Genomic DNA, 18,826 nt, shown 5'->3' with positions numbered 1-18,826 from the left:
GGGCAAATAATTTTATATGAAGAAAATAAACTTAGTAATGGGGGCGCTGGCAGTGCTGGGTATAGTAGCTGTCTCATCTTTCAAAAGCAATAATGACGATTATGACGTTGCAGCGCTTCGTGCTATCTATGGCAATGGCGACAGCACCAAGTGGCCAAAGGCAGAGATAGACAGCAATGTGGTTGGCTTCCAAGAAATTGGCAGGCTGGGTACTGTTCCTTATCCTGCCAATAACCCCACAAACGCCGAAAAAGTAAAACTGGGCAAGTTATTGTTCTACGATCCCCGGTTGTCTGTTTCCAACCAAATAGCTTGTGCCTCCTGCCACGACCCCCAACTGGGCTGGGGCGATGGCAAAAGGGTAGCTTTTGGCCACGATAGAAAGCTGGGCAAACGCAATGTGATGACACTTTTCAATATCGGGTTTTATCAAAAATTGTTTTGGGATGGCAGGGCAAAAAGCCTAGAGGATCAAGCGCGGTTCCCCGTGGCGGACCATGTGGAAATGAACATGGATCAAGATGAAATGGCCGAGAGAATAAAAGGTTTTGCTGGTTACAAACCCATGTTCAAGGAGGCTTTTGGGGACGACACCGTTAACCTAGACAGGATATTGAAAGCCATTGCCACTTTTGAAAGGACAATAATCAGCAGGAAAAGCAGGTTTGATGTTTTTGTAAAAGGGAACAAAGAGGCTTTGACAGATGATGAAGTGGTAGGCCTGCACCTGTTCCGCACAAAAGCAAAGTGTATCAACTGCCACAATGGTCCCCTTTTCAGCGACAACCAGTTCCACAATGATGGTCAAACGCTTTTTGGCACGGTCAATGAGGATCTTGGCAGGTACAATGTTACCAAGAACAAAAAAGATATTGGGGCATTTAAAACCCCTTCTCTGAGAGAAGTGGGCATAACCGGCCCTTGGTTTCATCATGGCAACTTTACAGAGTTGAAAGATATTGTAAGCACCTACAATCAGGGCAACCCCACTGTTATCCCCAAGAAATACCTCGGTACGCCTAGGGATAGCTTGTTGCCCAAGACATCGCCCCTTGTCCATAAGTTGAACCTCACCCAAACTGAGCAAAAGCAGTTGTTGGCCTTTTTGCAAAGCATCACCAACCAGCCACCAAGGGTAAAGATACCGGAGGAGTTCCCGATGTGAGTGGTCAGTCGTCAGTCGTCAATAAAATAGCAAGTAGGTAAGATAGGCTTTATTTTAAAAGGGGTAATATTTAACGAACAAAACATAGCCCTGAAAGGGCGTTATATGTTAGCGATGGGTGTAGCCCATCGTAAAAATGTCGTAAAAAATACCGTAGGCATGGCATATTGGTAGAAACATAAAAAATGAATGGATAAAGTGCCGTAGGCACGACATATCGGTCGGTTATTTAGCACAAATTATTACTATAAAAATCTTACAAGCAAAAGTGGAAAAGTTTTATGTGCCCGACAACAGGCATTTCTGAATGTTTCCCGAATGGGCAAAGTTGTTTTCGGTTAGCGGTAGTATAGGTGATGGATAACGGGCAGATTTGCAGAGAATGGATAATTAATTAAATTTTTTTTCACAAACAATAAAACAAAAAAGCATGAAAGGAAAATTACTCTTGGTATTGTTGTTAATGGCTGGTATTGGGGTCAGTGCCCAATGGACCAATTCCACGGCTACCAATAACCTAATTTGCGGCAATTCGCCAACTACGGCCAAAATAAACAATGTAGCTGCAAGCGATGGCAATGGCGGGATGTTCTTGGCATGGATAGATTTTAGGGACTCGGCCTCCAAAAGCATTTATGTGCAGCGCATCCTTACAGATGGCACAGTAAAGTTTACCAGCGAAGTGTTGGTAACGGACGTTACGGGCGATAGCATATCTTCTAAGTCTAACCTAGTTATTGTTGCAGACAGTGCTGGAGGTGCCATATTGGTTTGGCAAGATTTTAGGCATGTTGTACCCGGTAATAGCAACATAGAAGTATATGGGCAGCGGGTAGATGCCAATGGCAAGCTACTATGGGCAAAAGATGGTGTAAGGCTTTCGGTAGCAGATAATAAAGTATCTAACAAACTAGGTGCTACGCCGCTGCTACTAAGCAGCACAGAAATGCTAGTTGTTTTTGGAGACAACAGGGCTGGGACGAGCGATTTGTACGCCCAAAAAATAAACATTGCCAACGGGGCTACCCTTTGGCCTGCAGATATAAGCCTTCATGGAAGCCAAACAGGATCGCAAACATCGCCTGTGTTGCTGCCTGATGGCAGCAAAGGTGCTTTTGTGGTGTGGCAGGATCCTAGGCAGGGCAATACCAATGCTGACATTTATGCGCAGCGCATCAGCAACAGTGGGGCTATTCTTTGGGCAACTGCGGGTGCGCCTGTTTGCTCGGCAGTTAACCAGCAGCTTACCCCACAAATAATTGCCGATGGCACGGGGGGGATTATTGTTACTTGGAGCGACCAAAGGGCTGCGGTGGCAGATGGTAATATATATGCCCAGCGGCTAAATTCTTCGGGAGCCGCCCAGTGGGCAACCGATGGTGTACTGGTTTGCAACTTTACAGGCAACCAAAGCAACCCATATATTGTAAAAGGGGGTACAGGGGGCTATATAATTGTATGGAGCGACCAACGGAAGGGCGTAAGCGACCGTAATATTTTTGCCCAAAGCATTGATAATAATGGAACGCCACAATGGACTACCGCAGTAGTGGGTGGCGTGCCTGTTTGCCAGGCAACTGGCTTGCAGCCACAAAGTGCCGTAACAACCGGCATAAAAGTATTGGCAGACAGCAGCAACGGGGCATATATTATTTGGGATGACAGCAGGCTAACCTCCACCAATACAGATATATATGCGCAAAGGCTTACAAGCACTGGCACAGTAGCAACTGGCTGGGCAGCAGATGGCAATGTAGTTTGCAATGCCACAGGTAACCAGCAAACGCCAAACGCCTTGCTGGTAGAGGCCAACAATGTAATTGTTGCCTGGAAAGATACCCGCAACGGGGGATCAGAAATATATGCAAGCAAATTATTGCCAGCAGGGGGCTTATTGCTGCCTGTTTCGTTTGTAGGCATTACTGCTGTTTCAGTAAATAATACGGTTTCAGTTAAATGGCAAACAGCTAATGAAGTAAATGTAAACAGCTATATAGTAGAAAAAAGTAGCGATGGGTTATCCTTCATTGCCATTGGCAAGGTAAAAGCTATTGGCAGCGGCTTTTATTCATTTACTGACAATAACCTATACATTGGGGCTAATTTCTACCGTGTGCAATCTATTGGCAACAGCACCGATGCCCAATATTCCAGCGTGGCAAAAGCCCTTGTGGCAACTAGCTTAAAAGTTGCAGTCACAGCTTACCCCAACCCAGTAGCCAACCACCTTACCGTGTCGTTTACAAATTGTCCCAAAGGAGTTTACAACATTAGTATCATTGGCGTAGATGGTAAAGCTTACAAGCAGCAAGTAGTGGTAGAAGGAATGGCTGCACAAAAAGCAATTGCCACAAACAACCTTTCAGCAGGCACTTATTTACTAAAAGTGTTCTCTGCGGATGGCAAAATACTCAGTAGCACATTCGTCATCAAACAATAATCACTTTTATTTATCCCACAATTTTAAATGTAATCACATGAAGAAAATTTTTTTATTACTGCTGTTATCCGCCTCGCTGGCGGCACATGCAGGAACTGTTATCTGGCAGGGTGCAGCAGATGCCAATTGGACTGCAACCTCTAGCTGGCTAGGTGGTGTCGTGCCTACTTCGGCTGACTCAGTGGTATTTAGAACGGCAGGCGCATCTGTTACGCTTGATTTTACCACAGGCCTCGTTATTGGAAAATTGACTATTGCAGAGAATGTTACCTTTAAAACCGCTTTAGCAAGGACACTAAATGTAGGTAGTAATACTTTTACGGCTGGCTCCACTGTATTTACAGTCGCAGCGGGCAAATCGCTCACCTTACAGTCAACGATTAATTCTGTGGGCATCACCCTCACAGTGGTTACTGGCTATAAAGGATCCATAAGTGGAACGGTAAACTTGAGCGCAGGTGCAAGCACTGGCCAAACCCATAAATTAACTTCCCCCGATGTGGGTGGCATTACCTTTAATAGCGGAAGTTTTTGTAATACCACTTCAGTTTCAAGCTCCAACCCTTTTGGCGCATCTGGCACCGATGGCAGCGTGGTGTTTGCCTCGGGTTCGGTTTTTGTATTTTTTGGCGGAAGTACCCCTTTTGGCACGAATGCAATATGCACATTCAACACAGGTAGTAAATTTTCTTTCCAATACAATACAGGGTCCACGGGCCCTACTGGCCTCAACAAAACCTATGCTGATTTTGAATACAATACCACTGCGTCAGTGCCATTCCAAAGTGCAGGTGGTGTTTGTAATATAGATAATTTAACCATATTGAATGGAACATTAACCATTAACGGGCTTTCTAGTGGCTCATCGGTTTCCACTTTCAACATCAAAAAAAATATTACTATTTCAAGCCCTGGCACATTGGCGGTTGGAAGCGCAAGTGGCACCAACACTGGTGGGGTGGTGTTTAATTTTGCAGGTACAGCACAATCATTTACCAATACAGGCACCTTCACGGTTAATTCATTTGGCAATAGTGGCTACACCACAACCATCAATGTAAATGGCGGTTCCACGCTTACCTTGAACAACGATTTTGATGCCACTACTGGAGGTACTGGCACTGCGGCAAACAGGGCTTTTAAAGTACTGGCAACTGGCACGTTAGTAATCCCAAGTGGCAAAGGGCTTAAATTACCCGGTGCGTTTACCAACAATGGTACCATAAGCGGGGCAGGCACAGTTACGCTTAATGGTAGTGCTGCCCAAGCCATCACTGGCACAGGCACTCTTGCCAACCTAACCCTAAACAACAGCAGTGGAGCTACTATTTCAAGCGGTATGCAAAGCCTTACAGGCGTGTTGTCAGTTAGTGCGGGTACGCTTTCTACTGGCGGCTTCCTTACCTTAAAATCTACTTCTATTGCCAACTCTGCGGTAGTTGACCAAGTGGGTGGGGCCATTAGCGGCGATGTAATTGTAGAAAGGTTTATACCCAAGGGCTACCGTAGCTACCGCGACATAGCCCCAGGCGTTTACAGTACAACCGGTACTATTAAGTCCAACTGGCAAGAAGGGGCCACTACTGGCAACACCAACCCCAAAACAGGCTATGGCATTTTCATAACTGGCGGCACGCCTACTGCGGGCACTACCAGCACGCCTAATAGCGTGGATGTTACCACTGGCTTCGACGTTAGCAAAAACGCTGCAAAAACAGCCTATACCTTTACTGGTGGCAGTTGGGGGGCTATAGCCAACACGCTTGGCATACTCAACCCATACAAGGGCTACAGGCTACTGATTAGGGGCGACAGGTCGTTTAGCCTCTATGGCCAAGCTATTGATAATACCCCATTAGGTTTGTTGATGTACAATGCTACCACCCTGCGCGCCACAGGAAAAATTATTTATGGCGACGTGAAATACACTACCAGTGGCGTTACCAACAACACTGGCACTACCTTTAGTAGCTTTGGCGATGGTACTATCTCATTGAATCCCAACCCAGGTACTGCAGGCTCCACAACCATAAACGGTGTTACTACCACTACATACAGTGATGGGTATAGCTTTGTGGCCAACCCATACATCTGCCCTGTTTCATGGACTACGCTGCAAGCCAGTTCCAGCAATATCTCTACTTATTACTATTACCTCGACCCTACCATCGGGGCAACAGGCAGCTATGTGGCTTATGACAACAGCTCAGTTCATTATATACAGCCCGGGCAGGCAATTTTTGTGGTAACAACGGCAACAAGTCCGGTTGTAAAGTTTACCGAAAGTGCCAAGGCTGCAAGTAGCACCAAAACAGCGGTGTTTGGTACATCTACCACCACGGCATTGCCGATTTCTTTGTGGAGGAAAGAGGCGGTAGGCAGCTACAAAAAAATGGGTATCGCCACAGTTGAGTTCAGCGATGCCTTCAGCAACAGTTTTGGCAGCGAGGATGCCCCTTTTATTGGCGGTAGTACCACAGACATACTTACTTTGAAGGAAGGCACTGCTGTATTATTGATTGATGCCCGCAAGCCAGCCACCAAAAGTGATGTGATTAGTTTGTTCCTGCAAAAACTGGCTACAGATAGTTACCAATTGCAGTTAGATGGCTCGGCTTACGAAGCCCCAAGCGGCTTGTTGGCTTACCTGTACGACAGCTACACTAAAACAAACACCCCGCTTGCAAAGGGTATCAATACCATTGCTTTTGCTGCGGATAGTAGCATTGCTGCATCTTATCAAGACAGGTTTACTATAGTTTTCAAACCAACCATTCTGAGTGTGAGCAGCATTACAGCTTCAGCAATATTGAAAGATGGCGCGGCAACAATAAGCTGGAACACAGTGGGCGAAAACAAAGTAGCTAGCTACACGGTAGAAAAATCAACCGATGGCACTACATACACCAGCATTGGCACTGTAGCAGCGAAGAACACAGCAACAGCAAGTTATAGCTATATAGACAATGCACCTGCTGCCACCAGCTACTACCGCATCAAGGCCACAAGTGCAGATGGTTCAATCAATTACAGCAATATTGCAACACTTACAACGTATAACGTACAACGTACAACGCTTTACCCTAACCCACTAGTTGGCAAAACACTAAACGTGAAACTGGAAGGTGTAAGTGCTGGCAAGTACAGCGTAAGCATCTACAACAGCCTTGGGCAGAAAGTGCATAATGAAACAATAAACCACAATGCTGGCAGTGTGGCACATGCTTTGAGTATTAGTAAGCTAGCAAATGGTGTGTACAATGTAACCATTGGTTCGTCTAATGATAAAAAAGTTGTTTATCAAGCAAGTGTAACGGTACAGTAAAATAATTTTAAAACAAGCAATATGCAAGCATATAAAAAAATAGTAAAACAAGTAGGAAAAATAACCTTATGCTTTGCATTGGCTATAATACTGCATACTGCAGCAAAGGCACAGACACCAGCTGACACACCCGGTGGCCCCGGTACTACAGGCGGAGGCGGTGGCGAAGGAACACCAGACGGGCCAGTTGTACCCCTTGACAGGAACATGAGCGTGATGCTGCTGGTTGCTGGGGTTGGCTATGCAGCCATTAAACAAAAGAAGCTGGTGCTTGCTAGTTAGCAGTATAAGTATTAATCAAAATAAAAAAAGGGGTGGTAGCTTTTATTAGCTGCTGCTCCTTTTTTTTATTGACTGCCCCCTTCCTTGCATTTGGCTTATTCTTTTTTTGAGGTGCTTGTGGGTTTACAATTGTTATAGCAATTCAGGTTTTCCCCCACTATGCTAGGGTATACACACATCTTTTTAGCCTTTTTAGTTTAACCAAAATAGATAGCTGCAAGGTAAATTTATCATAAAACCTCTTGCATTTTGTCAAGGGTTGGCTCCCCCTCGCCTTTGGAGGGGGGGTGGGGGGGTGAGGTTTATATGTTAGAGGGCAACATCTCCTTCAATGATATTTGTGTATATACGCTACCCCACTATGGGGGCATTTTGGGACGCTTATGGGGGCATATTTCCCCCATATAGGATTTTTATTTTGGGCTATATATCTATTCATACCAATTTTGCATTAAACCCGGATTATGCAGTTGACTTCGTTATGAAAGGCTCAAATGCAATAAATACAAGTATTTGAGCCGAATTTTTGGTCGAAAACATAGTGTACTATGGCAAGGCCAAAAAATCAAGCAAATGCTTGTGTTTGAAGAAGTTGAGTCTTGCAATAGATTTCAACTGCAAAATCCGGGTTAAAGGAGCAACTAGGGGCATCTTGGCCTTTCCTCCTGCATCGGATATTAGTTGTCTTGGGAAAATGATAATCCACCATCAAAATCTTATAGGTTTCTTATCAATAAACTATTAGTTTCCTAACATAAAACTATCATTCTATTATCAATAAACTATCATAAAATTCACTTTTATTATCATAAAAAATGAGGCAAAAAAAATACAAATAACTGAATATCAATGAGTTACAGGCAAAAAAGAAGATAGCAAAAAAAATTAAACCACCGAAAAACAAAAAATAAACCAGTTCAAATCTTCGTTTAGATCTTCAATTTCCCCTCTTTCCTTGTTCTTTCCCCCACTCCCTTTGGAGAGGGTTGGGGTGAGGTCTGGCTGGGGTGAGGTTGAAGGGTTTGTGGGGCTATTACCATCATTTATCTATGTTCCTGATAAATAAAAAGCGAAGATTTGAAATGCACCCTTGACGTTCATCAGTGCCTCAAAAAAAAGAATTAGCCTTACATTTGCAGCCATGTCAGCAGAGCATATTATTGCGGATTTTAAGAAGAAAAATTTCAAGCCTGTTTATTGGCTAGAAGGGGAGGAGCCTTATTTTATTGATGAAATAGTAGCTTATGCCGAGCATAAGATATTGAGCGAGGCAGAAGCAGGGTTTAACCTCACTGTTTATTATGGCAAGGATGCCAACTGGGCCGATGTGCTAAACTCTTGCAAGCGTTACCCCATGTTTGCCGAAAGGCAGGTAGTGGTGCTGAAAGAAGCACAGCACATGAAAGACATAGAGCGACTGGAAAGCTATATCAATAGCCCTTTGGGTTCTACTATATTTGTAATAAGCTATAAAGAGAAAAAACTAGATGCCCGTACAAAATTTGCCAAGACGGTAAAAGCAAAAGGAGAATTGCTTTCCACTAAAAAACTATACGACAGTCAATTGCCTGGTTGGGCAGGGCAAATGATACAAATGCACGGGCTAGGCATTGATCAAAAAGCATTGCTGCTGTTGGTGGATCATATTGGCAACGACCTAAGCCGTATGCAGAACGAGATTGAAAAACTGGCCGTGAACCTTGGCAGCAGGAAAACAATTACCGAGGATGATATTGAAAAATACATTGGCGTAAGCAAAGAATTCAATGTGTTTGAACTACAGGAAGCATTGGCTAAAAAGAACCTGCCAAAGGCCATCCGAATCAACCAGTATTTTGCTGCCAACCCAAAATCGGCACCCATACAAATGGTGTTGCCCGCCTTGTACAATTTTTTTAGCAAAGTATATATGGCATTTGGTATCCAAAGCAACGATGAAAAAGAGGTAGCTTCTTTATTGGGCGTATCGCCCTTTTTTGTAAAAAGCTACCAGGAAGCTGCCCGCAATTATAAACAGCAGGGCGTAGAAGCAATATTGCTATTGCTGCATGAATATAATCTTCGTGGCATTGGTATCAACGATACTGGCACAGAAGATGCAGATTTAATGAAAGAATTGATAGTGAAAATGATGGCATAAATTAATTATGAGTTATAAGTTATGAATTATGAGTGGTCTGGTTTTTCTTTACTCGCTAGTAATGCCTTTGATTTAATAGATTTTAAGAAAAAATGAAATGGATAACACGTGAACGCCCCAAGATAGATAGGCTTGCTTGCCCTTGGTTGATAAAGAAATTTATTGACAAAGAAGCCGAGTTTATATATGTGCCATTCCATCAGGTAATGGAGAAATCAAAAGAATTGGAGGCTACGCCTTTTGATATCCCCTATGTGGAATTTACACATTATGGCAGCCAATGCACTTTTGATTACATTGTAAAAAAATATAAAATAGATGACCCAGCCATACTTGTTATTGCAAACATTGTTCGAGGCGCAGATACTGACAAGCACGGCCTTGCAAGAGAAGCATCGGGGCTTTGGGCAATTTCGGCAGGGCTATCTTTTAATATAAAAGATGACTACGAGTTGCTAGAAACAGGAATGGTTATTTACGACGCCTTGTATAGTTGGGCTACCCATTTGCGCAATCAAAAGCATTTACTGAATAGCCCTTTTGAAAATCTTTTGCACGATGTTTACAGTAAAATAGTACAAGAAAAAGACAATAAGAAAATACCCAATTGGGTAGAAGAATTAAAAGAAATCCTGCAAGACCAGATAGACACACAATTTACATTTGACCTAAAAAAGATTTCAGAAAGCCTTGAGTTGAACCCAGCTTATATATCGCGAGCGTTCTCCAAGTATTTTGAAGACTTGAATTTTGGCGATTACGTCCGCAAGCTCCGTATAGACAAAGCAATTGAATTGATAAAAAACCCTAACTATTCGCTTACTGAAATAGCTTACCTAACGGGCTTTTCAGACCAAAGCCATTTTACACGCATCTTCAAGAAACACACGGGTAAAAATCCATCTGATTTTAGAAAAGAAATAAAAAAAAGTAACGCAGATACAAAACGTAAATAACGTTCTATTTATTAGTGCATGGTACCAATAGTTTTGGAATTAATCACTAAAATATATTGACCTTATGCGTATTTTATTACTTTTAGGATTCGTTTTGTTAAGTATATCCTTGTTTTCACAAACCACTTACCCTAAAACAACCACTTTCTTTGGTGTGGTGCATCCTATTGTTACCATCAGTAGCGATAAGCCCGTTTATAACTTCAAAGACTATTATCTCGTAGGATTTCCTACGGGCATCAATGTTTGGAAAACAAAAAAGATTGGCTATTCATTAGAAATGATACCCTATGTAAAGTCTGACAAAACCATCAGCAAAATGAGCAATCTATTGATTCATCCTGGTGTGCTTGTTTCGCTTGGTGATGGGTTTACTTTTATTGGCAGGGCTGCATTTGAAACTTCAGGCAGGTATGGCCTTACACCTATCATTAACAAAACAATTATTAAAGCCAACAATTGCAGTTACTATCTTTCTCTCCCCATGCCTGTTCGTTTTGGCAATAACCAGCCAACATCCCTTACTTTGGCAGTGCAATTTGGTATTGTATTTTAAAAAACACTTTATGACCAACCAACCAACCTATTCTTTACAGCAACTCGTTTTATATTTCCTGAGGCTTGGGTCTATTGGTTTTGGCGGCCCAGTGGCTTTGGTGGGCTATATGCACAAAGATTTGGTAGAAACAAGGAAGTGGATAGCAGATGAAGATTTTAAGCAAGGGTTGGCTTTGGCACAATTAGCCCCAGGGCCATTGGCTGCCCAATTGTGCATTTACCTTGGCTTTGTTCATTATCGCATCCTAGGGGCTACTTTGGTGGGTATTGCGTTTGTTGTGCCGTCTTTTATAATGGTGGTCTTGCTGGGCATGGCGTACAAATTGTATGGCGGCATTGCATGGATGCAAGCAGTTTTTTATGGCGTAGGTGCTGCAGTTATAGGCATTATAGCCAACAGTTCTTATAAACTTACCATTAAATCTATTGGCAAGTTCAATATAGAATCCTTTAAACAAAACTGGTTGCTTTGGTTGTTTTTTATTATTGCCGCCGCCCTCACGTTCTTTACAAAACAAGAACAGGTACTGTTGTTTATAGCCGCAGGGCTTATATATATGTATGTGAAAGCACCGCCCAAATGGTTGTCAAAAACTACTGCAAATACTTTTGTGCTTTTGCAAATTGGCTTTTGGGATTATGAAAATGAGAAACTAATAAAAATTGCCATCTTCTTTGCAAAGGCGGGTACATTTGTTTTTGGAAGTGGGTTGGCTATTGTGCCTTTTTTGCATGCAGGGGTTGTAACAGAAAATCATTGGCTTTCAGAACAACAATTTGTAGATGCTGTGGCAGTGGCTATGATTACTCCAGGGCCTGTTGTTATCACAGTTGGGTTTATTGGTTATTTGGTTGCAGGTTTTCCTGGTGCATCTGTGGCTGCAATGGCTACCTTTTTACCTTGTTACTTGCTTACCGTAATCCAAGCACCTTATTTTAAAAAAATAGCAAAGAATGAGTCTATAAAAGCTTTTGTTAGCGGTATTACTGCCGCAGTAGTTGGGGCTTTGGTAGGTGCAGTTGTTGTTATTGCCACAAGAAGTATTATTGATATCCCAACGGCTTTGATAGCCGTTACTAGTATTCTTGCTTTACTTTACATCAAAAAAATACAAGAACCCCATATTATTGCAGTTGCAGCAATGCTAGGCATCATCATTAAATTAATTTTATGAACAGGGCAAGCTTTTTAAAATCAGGCACGTTGTTAGGCGCAGCATCAATGCTTACCACTACAAATGCGTTCTCACAAAACTTAGTCAATAACGACATCGATAAGTTGGTAGATGCCAATGGCAATTACATTCAACAAGCATTACCTTACAGTGAATACTTTTTAGAGCCTTATATGGATGCAGAAACCATGCACCTACATTATGCTTTCCATCATGGAGGGGCCGTAAAAGCAGCAAACAAAGATTTGGGGATGATTAAAAAAGCACTAGATGAGAACAACTTAGAAACAGTTGACTTTTGGACAAAGAAACTGTCTTATCACTTTTCCTCACACGTTTTACATTCTATCTTTTGGACAAACCTTACCAATAAAAAAACTTCCCCAACAGGTGAACTACAAAGAAGGATTGAAAAGAATTTTGGCAGTTACGACAAACTGAAAGGATTGATAGCAGAAACTTCTAAAAACGTGGATGGAAACGGCTGGGGAATAGTTGCCTATCAACCGTACACAGATAGCTTAGTTGTTTTACAATGCGAGAACCACGAAAAGCTAACACAATGGGGGGCAATCCCTTTGTTGGTTATTGATGTTTGGGAACATGCCTATTACTTAAAATATAAAAACAAAAGGACTGATTTTGTGGATGCTTTGTTCAATATTATCAATTGGGACAACGCAGCACAAAGGCTAGACACAGCTTTGAAGTTGACCAAATAAGTACAAAGCTGATCTTGTACATTGTACCAAATAATTGAGGGCTGCTCCACGCCTATGGTGTGTAATTAGTTAAAAGATTGCCTGCAAGGCACAAGCGGCACGCTTGCACCTGCATCACAAAGGGGTTTGCAATTAAGGATTATAACTTAATTATCAATTGTAAATTATTAATTATCAATTAAACTAAAGTCCTGCCAATTCCAACTCAGATGTCCTGCTAAAGTATTGCTTGATGATAATCTCGATATTCTGGTAGCTATTTTGCAAAAACTTATGGATTGCAGATGGCTTCACCCATTTTATATCGGTAATATCTTCTTCTGTTTGTGGTATAAAAGACTGGTCGCCAACTGTTTTCATAGAATACCAGTGGCTTTCTTTTATGGCATCTGTATGTAAGTATTTGTCGTAATATTCGTGCTGTGTTATGCCAATAAACTCGCCAAGCACTACTTGCTGCAAGCCAGTTTCTTCATGTACTTCCCTCAAGGCACATTCCTCAATTGTTTCACCTTCGTCCAACTTGCCTTTTGGCAAGTCCCACTTGTCCATCCTGTAAATCATCAAAAGCTCATTTTGCTCGTTCCAAACGAGGCCACCAGCTGCAATTATTATAGGTTTACTCATATTCTTAAAATTAAACAAAAATGATTCCAATTTTTTAAAATATCAATATATAATCACAAAATAGGCTTTACTTTCGTAAAATGACAAATAAAAAAGCCATAGCCGAAAAATTATTGCAGGTAAACGCTGTAAAACTCAGCCCCGAAAAACCTTTTACATGGGCTAGCGGATGGAAAAGCCCTATCTATTGCGATAACCGAAAAGTGCTTTCTTTTCCCTTCGTAAGGGATTTTATCAAAAGCGAATTGTGCAACGTTATATTTTCCGAATACCCGGATGCAGATGCTATTGCAGGCGTGGCCACGGCCGGCATAGCTTGGGGCGTAATGGCGGCAGACCAACTAAAACTGCCGTATATATATGTGCGGCCAAAGCCAAAGGAGCATGGGCTGGGCAACCAGATAGAAGGCCATTACATGGCTGGGCAGAAGATAGTAGTAATAGAAGACTTGGTTTCTACAGGCAAAAGCAGCCTACAAGTAGTGGAAGTGCTAAAAGCCGCTGGGCTGGAAGTAGTAGCACTGGTTTCTATTTTTAATTATGGCTTTGAAGTGGCAAAAGAAGCTTTTGCAAAAGCAGAGGTTTCTTTTATTGCTTTGAGCGATTACAGTACCTTAATAGGCCTAGGAGTAGAAAAAGGAACAATCACAAAAGAAACAGAAGCATTGCTATTAGAATGGAGCAAAAGCCCTGCTGAATGGGGAAGCTAAGTTGTTTTGAATTTTAAATGTTGAATTGAAAAATATGAAAAAAGCATTTTTTGTCATTTTATTCACCGCCTTAGCTTTTTCAAAGCTTCAAGCGCAGGTAATGGCCGCTGGTCCAAAATGGGTAACCATAAAGTCCGACAACCTGCGTTGCTGGGAATGCAAGGAAAGGCTGGAAAGCTACTTGATAAAGGAAAACCACGTAAACATGGAAAATGGGATGTTGAAATGGGTATTTAACCTTTTGGGAGGGGAAATAAGGGTGCAATATTTGCCAGACAGGGTATCTGTGGATGATATACGCCTGGCAATGAATAATGCAGGTTTTGATGCAGATACTACCAAAGCCGAACCAACAGTTTACAAAAAGCTGCCCCTGGCTTGTAAAACAGTAGCCGAAGGTGGCGGCCCAAAGAAAAATAAGCCCTGCCATCTGGAGCCGATGTAAGTAATAAGTCGTAAGTAAGTGTGTGTAAATTTGAAAGAGGTATTGATGATTAATGACTTATGACTTACCACTTATGATTTACGACTTAAATCTTAAACAAACTATCTACAAACTCGTGCTTGTCAAAAACAATCAGGTCGTCTATTTTTTCTCCTACGCCAATAAATTTCACGGGTATTTTAAATTGATGGGCTATTGCTAGTACTACGCCGCCTTTTGCTGTTCCGTCTAGTTTGGTAATGGTGAGGCTGTTAACATCTGTAGTAGCCGTAAATTGTTTTGCTTGTTCCAACGCATTTTGCCCTGTGGAGCCATCTAAAACCAGCATTACCTCGTGCGGTGCATTGGGTATTACTTTTTTAATCACTCTTTTTATTTTAGATAGCTCATCCATTAGGTGGGCTTTGTTGTGCAGGCGACCTGCGGTGTCTATTATCACCACGTCGCTGCCTTTGGCAACGGCGGTTTGCATGGTATCGAAGGCAACAGCACTCGGGTCGCTGCCCATCGGTTTTTTTACAATAGGTACGCCCACCCGCTCGCTCCATATTGTAAGCTGATCCACTGCTGCTGCCCTGAAAGTATCCGCTGCACCCAGCAATACATTGTAGCCAGCTTTTTTATAATTGTGGGCTAATTTGCCAATGGTGGTGGTTTTGCCTACGCCATTTACGCCTACTACCAAAATTACATAAGGCTTTGTGTCTGCTGGTATTTCAAAGTTTTTGTAACAACTATCGCTTGCATCTACAAGCACAGCTTCTATTTCTTGCTGTAATATGCTGTTTAGCTCCGATGTTCCTAGGTATTTATCCTGCTGTACCCTTTCTTCTATGCGTTTAATGATTTCTATGGTGGTTTCTATGCCCACGTCGGCACTTACCAATGCCTCCTCTAGGTTGTCCAAAACATCTTCGTCCACAGTGCTTTTGCCAGCAATTGCCTTGGTTATCTTGGCCATAAAACCTTCCTTGGTTTTATTGAGTCCTTCGTCAAGCGTTTCTTTTTCTTTTTTACCAAACAATTTCCCAAAAAAACTCATAGCAATATTGATTTTATGAATCAAAAAAAGATAGCGGTAAAGCTACTACAAAAAGTCATAAGTAGTAAGTTGTAAGGCATGGGCTGGGGACACAAGTGTGTATCTATCAGGTAGGCTGTTCAGAAATAAGGGGGTATTTTAGTAAAGTTTGCAGCTACTTACGCATGGGTAAATTTAATAGTTAGTAGTCAAACTGCACCGTTATTTGTGCCCTTAAAGTGAAACGTTTTACCTAAAAGCTAAAATTCTTTGTGTTTCTTTGCGAAAAACTTTGTGCGCTTTGTGGTTAAATCTTCGCTTAAAACTTTACTAAGGCCTATTCCCTATTCTGAACACCCTATCTATCAGGCTTTAGCCATGAAAAAGGTATTAATTATTTTGGGGAACGTTATTTTGAAACCATTATTTAGCTAAGATATTATGATGGAACTGCCAAAATTTCTCATTTTTAGTATTGGCAGAAAAATTGCAGTTTCATACGAACAAGCGAAAAAATTATGCAAGAAAAAGAAATATTGGAGCAAAACGACATTATTGACATAAGCATGGATAGTAATGCTGACGAAAGTGCAGCCAATTCCACAAATTTAAACGACTCTTTGGCTCAAGACAGCGAATTAGAAAAAGCGCAAGCCGAACTAACAGAGCAAAAAGATAAATACCTGCGTTTAATGGCAGAATTTGACAACTTCCGCAGGAGGACTGCTAAAGAACGTTTAGAGTTGATGCAGACAGCAGGAAAAGATATAGTAGTAAGCCTGCTTGATGTATTGGACGATTGCGACCGCGCTGAAAAGCAATTGGCCACAAGCACAGACATTGCCTTGCAGAAGGAAGGCATCCAATTGGTGTTCAATAAAATACGCAGCACCTTGCAAGCCAAGGGCGTAAAAGCAATGGAAAGCATCAATACCGATTTTGATGTGGAAAAGCACGAAGCCATTACTGAAATACCAGCACCTACCCAAGCCATGCAAGGCAAGGTATTAGACGAGGTAATGAAAGGCTACTACCTGAACGATAAGATTGTACGTTTTGCAAAAGTGGTGGTAGGTAAATGAGTGGCTAGGTTTAAAACGATAATTAAATGATTGGCATGAATCAAAGTTTAAAGCCTTTAATAAGAAAAGCTTTAATTAAAATGGTTTCGCCACCTGTTTTTTGGAATATAAGTTCTTTATAAAGTTTTTTTTAAACATTAGTCTTTTGTTGCAATTAGCTCACTTTTTTTCTTTGTGCAGCTTTGTGCTTTCGTGTCTTTGTGGCAAAAAACAACAACATCCATCGCTATTGTATAGCCGATGATTTTTTAAAATTAAAATACCTGTGGCCATAAAGGCTTTTAGGCATTATGAAAAGAGATTATTACGAAATATTAGGCGTATCGAAAAGCGCATCGGCAGACGAGATAAAGAAAGCCTACCGCAAAGTAGCCATGCAGTTCCACCCAGACAGGAACCCCGGCGACAAAGCGGCAGAAGATAAATTTAAAGAAGCCGCAGAAGCATACGAGGTATTAAGCGATGCAGATAAAAAAGCAAAGTACGATCGTTTTGGCCATCAAGCTTTTGGCCCAGGAATGGGTGGAGGCGGCCGTGGTGCTACCAATATGGATGATATTTTCAGCCAGTTTGGAGATATTTTTGGAGATAGTATTTTTGGTGGTGGCGGCAGAAGCAGGGGCGGTGGCGGCAGGCCTAGAGGCCAGCGTGGTAGCAACCTCCGTATAAAAATGAAACTCACTTTCGAGGAGATAGCTAATGGGGTAAGCAAGAACGTAAAAGTTAAAAAAAATGTTGTATGCACTACTTGTAGCGGCAGTGGGGCCAAAGATAAAAATAGCGTGCAAACCTGCCATACATGCCACGGTAGCGGTCAGGTAACAAGGGTAAGCAACACTTTTCTAGGCCAAATGCAAACAGTAACAGCATGCCCTACCTGTAATGGAGAAGGGCAAACCATAACTGCAAAATGTGGGGCTTGCAGGGGCGAAGGAAGGGTATATGGCGAAGAAACCATCAGCATAGACATACCTGCGGGTGTGCAGGAAGGTATGCAGCTAAGCATGAGCGGCAAGGGCAATGCAGGTGAAAGGGGGGGGGCAAATGGCGACTTGATTATACAAATAGAGGAAGAACAACATGCAGAATTGCACAGGGATGGGCTGAACATAGCCTACGATTTGTATATATCTTTCCCGGATGCAGCTTTTGGTACCAATATAGAAGTACCAACTATTGACGGCAGGGCGAAAATAAAAATACCAGCAGGCACGCAAAGCGGCAAAATATTCCGCCTGAAAGGAAAAGGCTTCCCAGAGGTGCAAGGCTATTCAAGGGGCGACCAATTGGTATATGTTAACGTGTGGACGCCACAAGACCTGAACAGCGAGGAAAAAAGCCTGTTGGAAAAACTAAGCAAAAGCAATAATTTTAAACCACGGCCCGACAAAAACAACAAAAGCTTTTTTGAACGGGTAAAAGAAGCGTTTAATTAATTTACATATTTTTTAGCACACCAAAGGCTGCTCTTTTAGAGTTGCAGCCTTTGGTTTTAAAGAAATAAGTATGTTTTTGAAATTATTTCATTTTCATTTGGGCAAAATATGGGTGTTCTGGGTTTACGATTAATTCCTGCCGCAAAGGATGGATTAATATATCCATGTCTTCCATCGGTATCGCACCTAGCAAAGGCTCATTGTCGCCAGGCAAAACCATAGCATCAACCACACAACGCCTGTTTTTAAACCTCACTTCAATAGGCCCAACTAAGTCATACTCCTCTATACTTCCATTTGCCATTTGGGCTTTCCGTTTTTCTATTACAGGAAGCTGCAACTGCTCTTGTATATTTTCATTAATAGCCATCATGTATGCCCCAGAATCTGCAAGCATATTCACGGTCATTTGTTTTACTTCTTCTTCCCCAATAATATGCCGTTTAGCTAATATTTTATCTTCGCCATTAATTAGGGTTATATCTGCATAAACTAATCCCATAAAATATATTTTTAGTTGCTTGTTATGGTTGAAGTTGATATTAATTGCTGCGACATTTCAAGAATACTAATCACTTGGCTTTTGCTAACACCCTCAAAATCTTCAAGAAAAGTTTCAAAAGAGTCCCAAGTCTCCAAATAATCAAACCAATTTTTTATTGGAACTCTTGTACCTAAAAAAACGGGTGTTCCGCCTAATATTTCTAAATCAATATTTATCACTTGCATTTCCATGTTTGTA

17 protein-coding genes are annotated in these 18,826 nt (G+C 41.8%); 13 read left to right on the top strand and 4 right to left on the bottom strand.

The features are described 5' to 3' along the window. The first annotated feature begins 16 nt into the window (after positions 1-16). From ACHFIY_RS12865 to ACHFIY_RS12825, 9 genes are all read left to right on the top strand, one after another. Positions 17-1,165 carry a cytochrome-c peroxidase gene (locus tag ACHFIY_RS12865; protein ID WP_410846509.1) on the top strand — a complete coding sequence of 383 codons (1,149 nt, stop codon included), beginning with the start codon at positions 17-19 and terminating at the stop codon, positions 1,163-1,165. 430 nt (positions 1,166-1,595) lie between these two features. Continuing rightward, complete coding sequence (locus ACHFIY_RS12860) at positions 1,596-3,605, top strand: T9SS type A sorting domain-containing protein (RefSeq protein WP_410846508.1); 2,010 nt, start codon at positions 1,596-1,598, stop codon at positions 3,603-3,605. A 37-nt stretch (positions 3,606-3,642) separates the two neighbouring features. Next, entirely contained in the window at positions 3,643-6,930 is a 3,288-nt protein-coding gene (locus ACHFIY_RS12855) for a T9SS type A sorting domain-containing protein (protein WP_410846507.1), read from the top strand. A gap of 21 nt (positions 6,931-6,951) precedes the next feature. Further along, entirely contained in the window at positions 6,952-7,212 is a 261-nt protein-coding gene (locus ACHFIY_RS12850) for a hypothetical protein (RefSeq protein WP_410846506.1), read from the top strand. Between the two features lie 1,141 nt (positions 7,213-8,353). After that, positions 8,354-9,352: a DNA polymerase III subunit delta gene (holA, locus tag ACHFIY_RS12845; RefSeq protein ID WP_410846505.1), complete on the top strand. Its 999-nt coding sequence runs from the start codon at positions 8,354-8,356 to the stop codon at positions 9,350-9,352. 92 nt (positions 9,353-9,444) lie between these two features. Continuing rightward, positions 9,445-10,308, top strand: a complete 864-nt coding sequence (locus ACHFIY_RS12840; RefSeq protein ID WP_410846504.1) for a chromate resistance protein ChrB domain-containing protein — start codon at positions 9,445-9,447, stop codon at positions 10,306-10,308. 64 nt (positions 10,309-10,372) lie between these two features. Next, complete coding sequence (locus tag ACHFIY_RS12835) at positions 10,373-10,864, top strand: hypothetical protein (protein ID WP_410846503.1); 492 nt, start codon at positions 10,373-10,375, stop codon at positions 10,862-10,864. A 10-nt stretch (positions 10,865-10,874) separates the two neighbouring features. After that, entirely contained in the window at positions 10,875-12,041 is a 1,167-nt protein-coding gene (locus tag ACHFIY_RS12830) for a chromate transporter (RefSeq protein ID WP_410846502.1), read from the top strand. Continuing rightward, a complete protein-coding gene (locus ACHFIY_RS12825; RefSeq protein WP_410846501.1) occupies positions 12,038-12,763 on the top strand; it encodes a superoxide dismutase in 726 nt (241 codons plus the stop codon). Before ACHFIY_RS12830 ends, ACHFIY_RS12825 begins: the two co-directional genes overlap by 4 nt. A 183-nt stretch (positions 12,764-12,946) precedes the next feature. Here the strand turns inward: ACHFIY_RS12825 and ACHFIY_RS12820 are convergent, their stop codons facing one another. Continuing rightward, positions 12,947-13,390, bottom strand: a complete 444-nt coding sequence (locus ACHFIY_RS12820) for an NUDIX hydrolase (RefSeq protein WP_410846500.1) — start codon at positions 13,388-13,390, stop codon at positions 12,947-12,949. Between the two features lie 80 nt (positions 13,391-13,470). Between ACHFIY_RS12820 and pyrE the strand changes: the two genes are divergently transcribed. Continuing rightward, positions 13,471-14,100 (top strand): orotate phosphoribosyltransferase, encoded by a 630-nt coding sequence (pyrE, locus tag ACHFIY_RS12815; RefSeq protein WP_410846499.1) that lies wholly within the window; start codon positions 13,471-13,473, stop codon positions 14,098-14,100. 34 nt (positions 14,101-14,134) lie between these two features. Beyond that, positions 14,135-14,545: a hypothetical protein gene (locus tag ACHFIY_RS12810; protein ID WP_410846498.1), complete on the top strand. Its 411-nt coding sequence runs from the start codon at positions 14,135-14,137 to the stop codon at positions 14,543-14,545. Positions 14,546-14,630: 85 nt separating this feature from the next. Here ACHFIY_RS12810 and ftsY read toward each other — a convergent pair whose 3' ends face one another. Further along, the gene (gene ftsY, locus ACHFIY_RS12805) at positions 14,631-15,587 is read right to left on the bottom strand and encodes a signal recognition particle-docking protein FtsY (RefSeq protein WP_410846497.1); all 957 of its coding nucleotides are present in this window, start codon (positions 15,585-15,587) and stop codon (positions 14,631-14,633) included. A 497-nt stretch (positions 15,588-16,084) separates the two neighbouring features. Between ftsY and ACHFIY_RS12800 the strand changes: the two genes are divergently transcribed. Next, complete coding sequence (locus ACHFIY_RS12800) at positions 16,085-16,648, top strand: nucleotide exchange factor GrpE (protein WP_410846496.1); 564 nt, start codon at positions 16,085-16,087, stop codon at positions 16,646-16,648. 290 nt (positions 16,649-16,938) lie between these two features. Next, positions 16,939-18,084: a molecular chaperone DnaJ gene (dnaJ, locus tag ACHFIY_RS12795; protein ID WP_410846495.1), complete on the top strand. Its 1,146-nt coding sequence runs from the start codon at positions 16,939-16,941 to the stop codon at positions 18,082-18,084. Between the two features lie 82 nt (positions 18,085-18,166). On the opposite strand, the gene ACHFIY_RS12790 is transcribed toward dnaJ, so the two are convergent. Continuing rightward, positions 18,167-18,586, bottom strand: coding sequence for an aspartyl protease family protein (locus tag ACHFIY_RS12790; protein WP_410846494.1), 420 nt, complete (start codon positions 18,584-18,586; stop codon positions 18,167-18,169). Between the two features lie 11 nt (positions 18,587-18,597). Continuing rightward, a complete protein-coding gene (locus ACHFIY_RS12785; protein ID WP_410846493.1) occupies positions 18,598-18,819 on the bottom strand; it encodes a DUF433 domain-containing protein in 222 nt (73 codons plus the stop codon). Positions 18,820-18,826 lie beyond the last annotated feature (7 nt).

It is taken from the genome of Parasediminibacterium schistidii, assembly GCF_046546515.1.
Classification (GTDB): domain Bacteria; phylum Bacteroidota; class Bacteroidia; order Chitinophagales; family Chitinophagaceae; genus Parasediminibacterium.
Note: the sequence above shows the minus strand (reverse complement) of the source record. Positions and strands in the feature narration are given on the sequence as shown.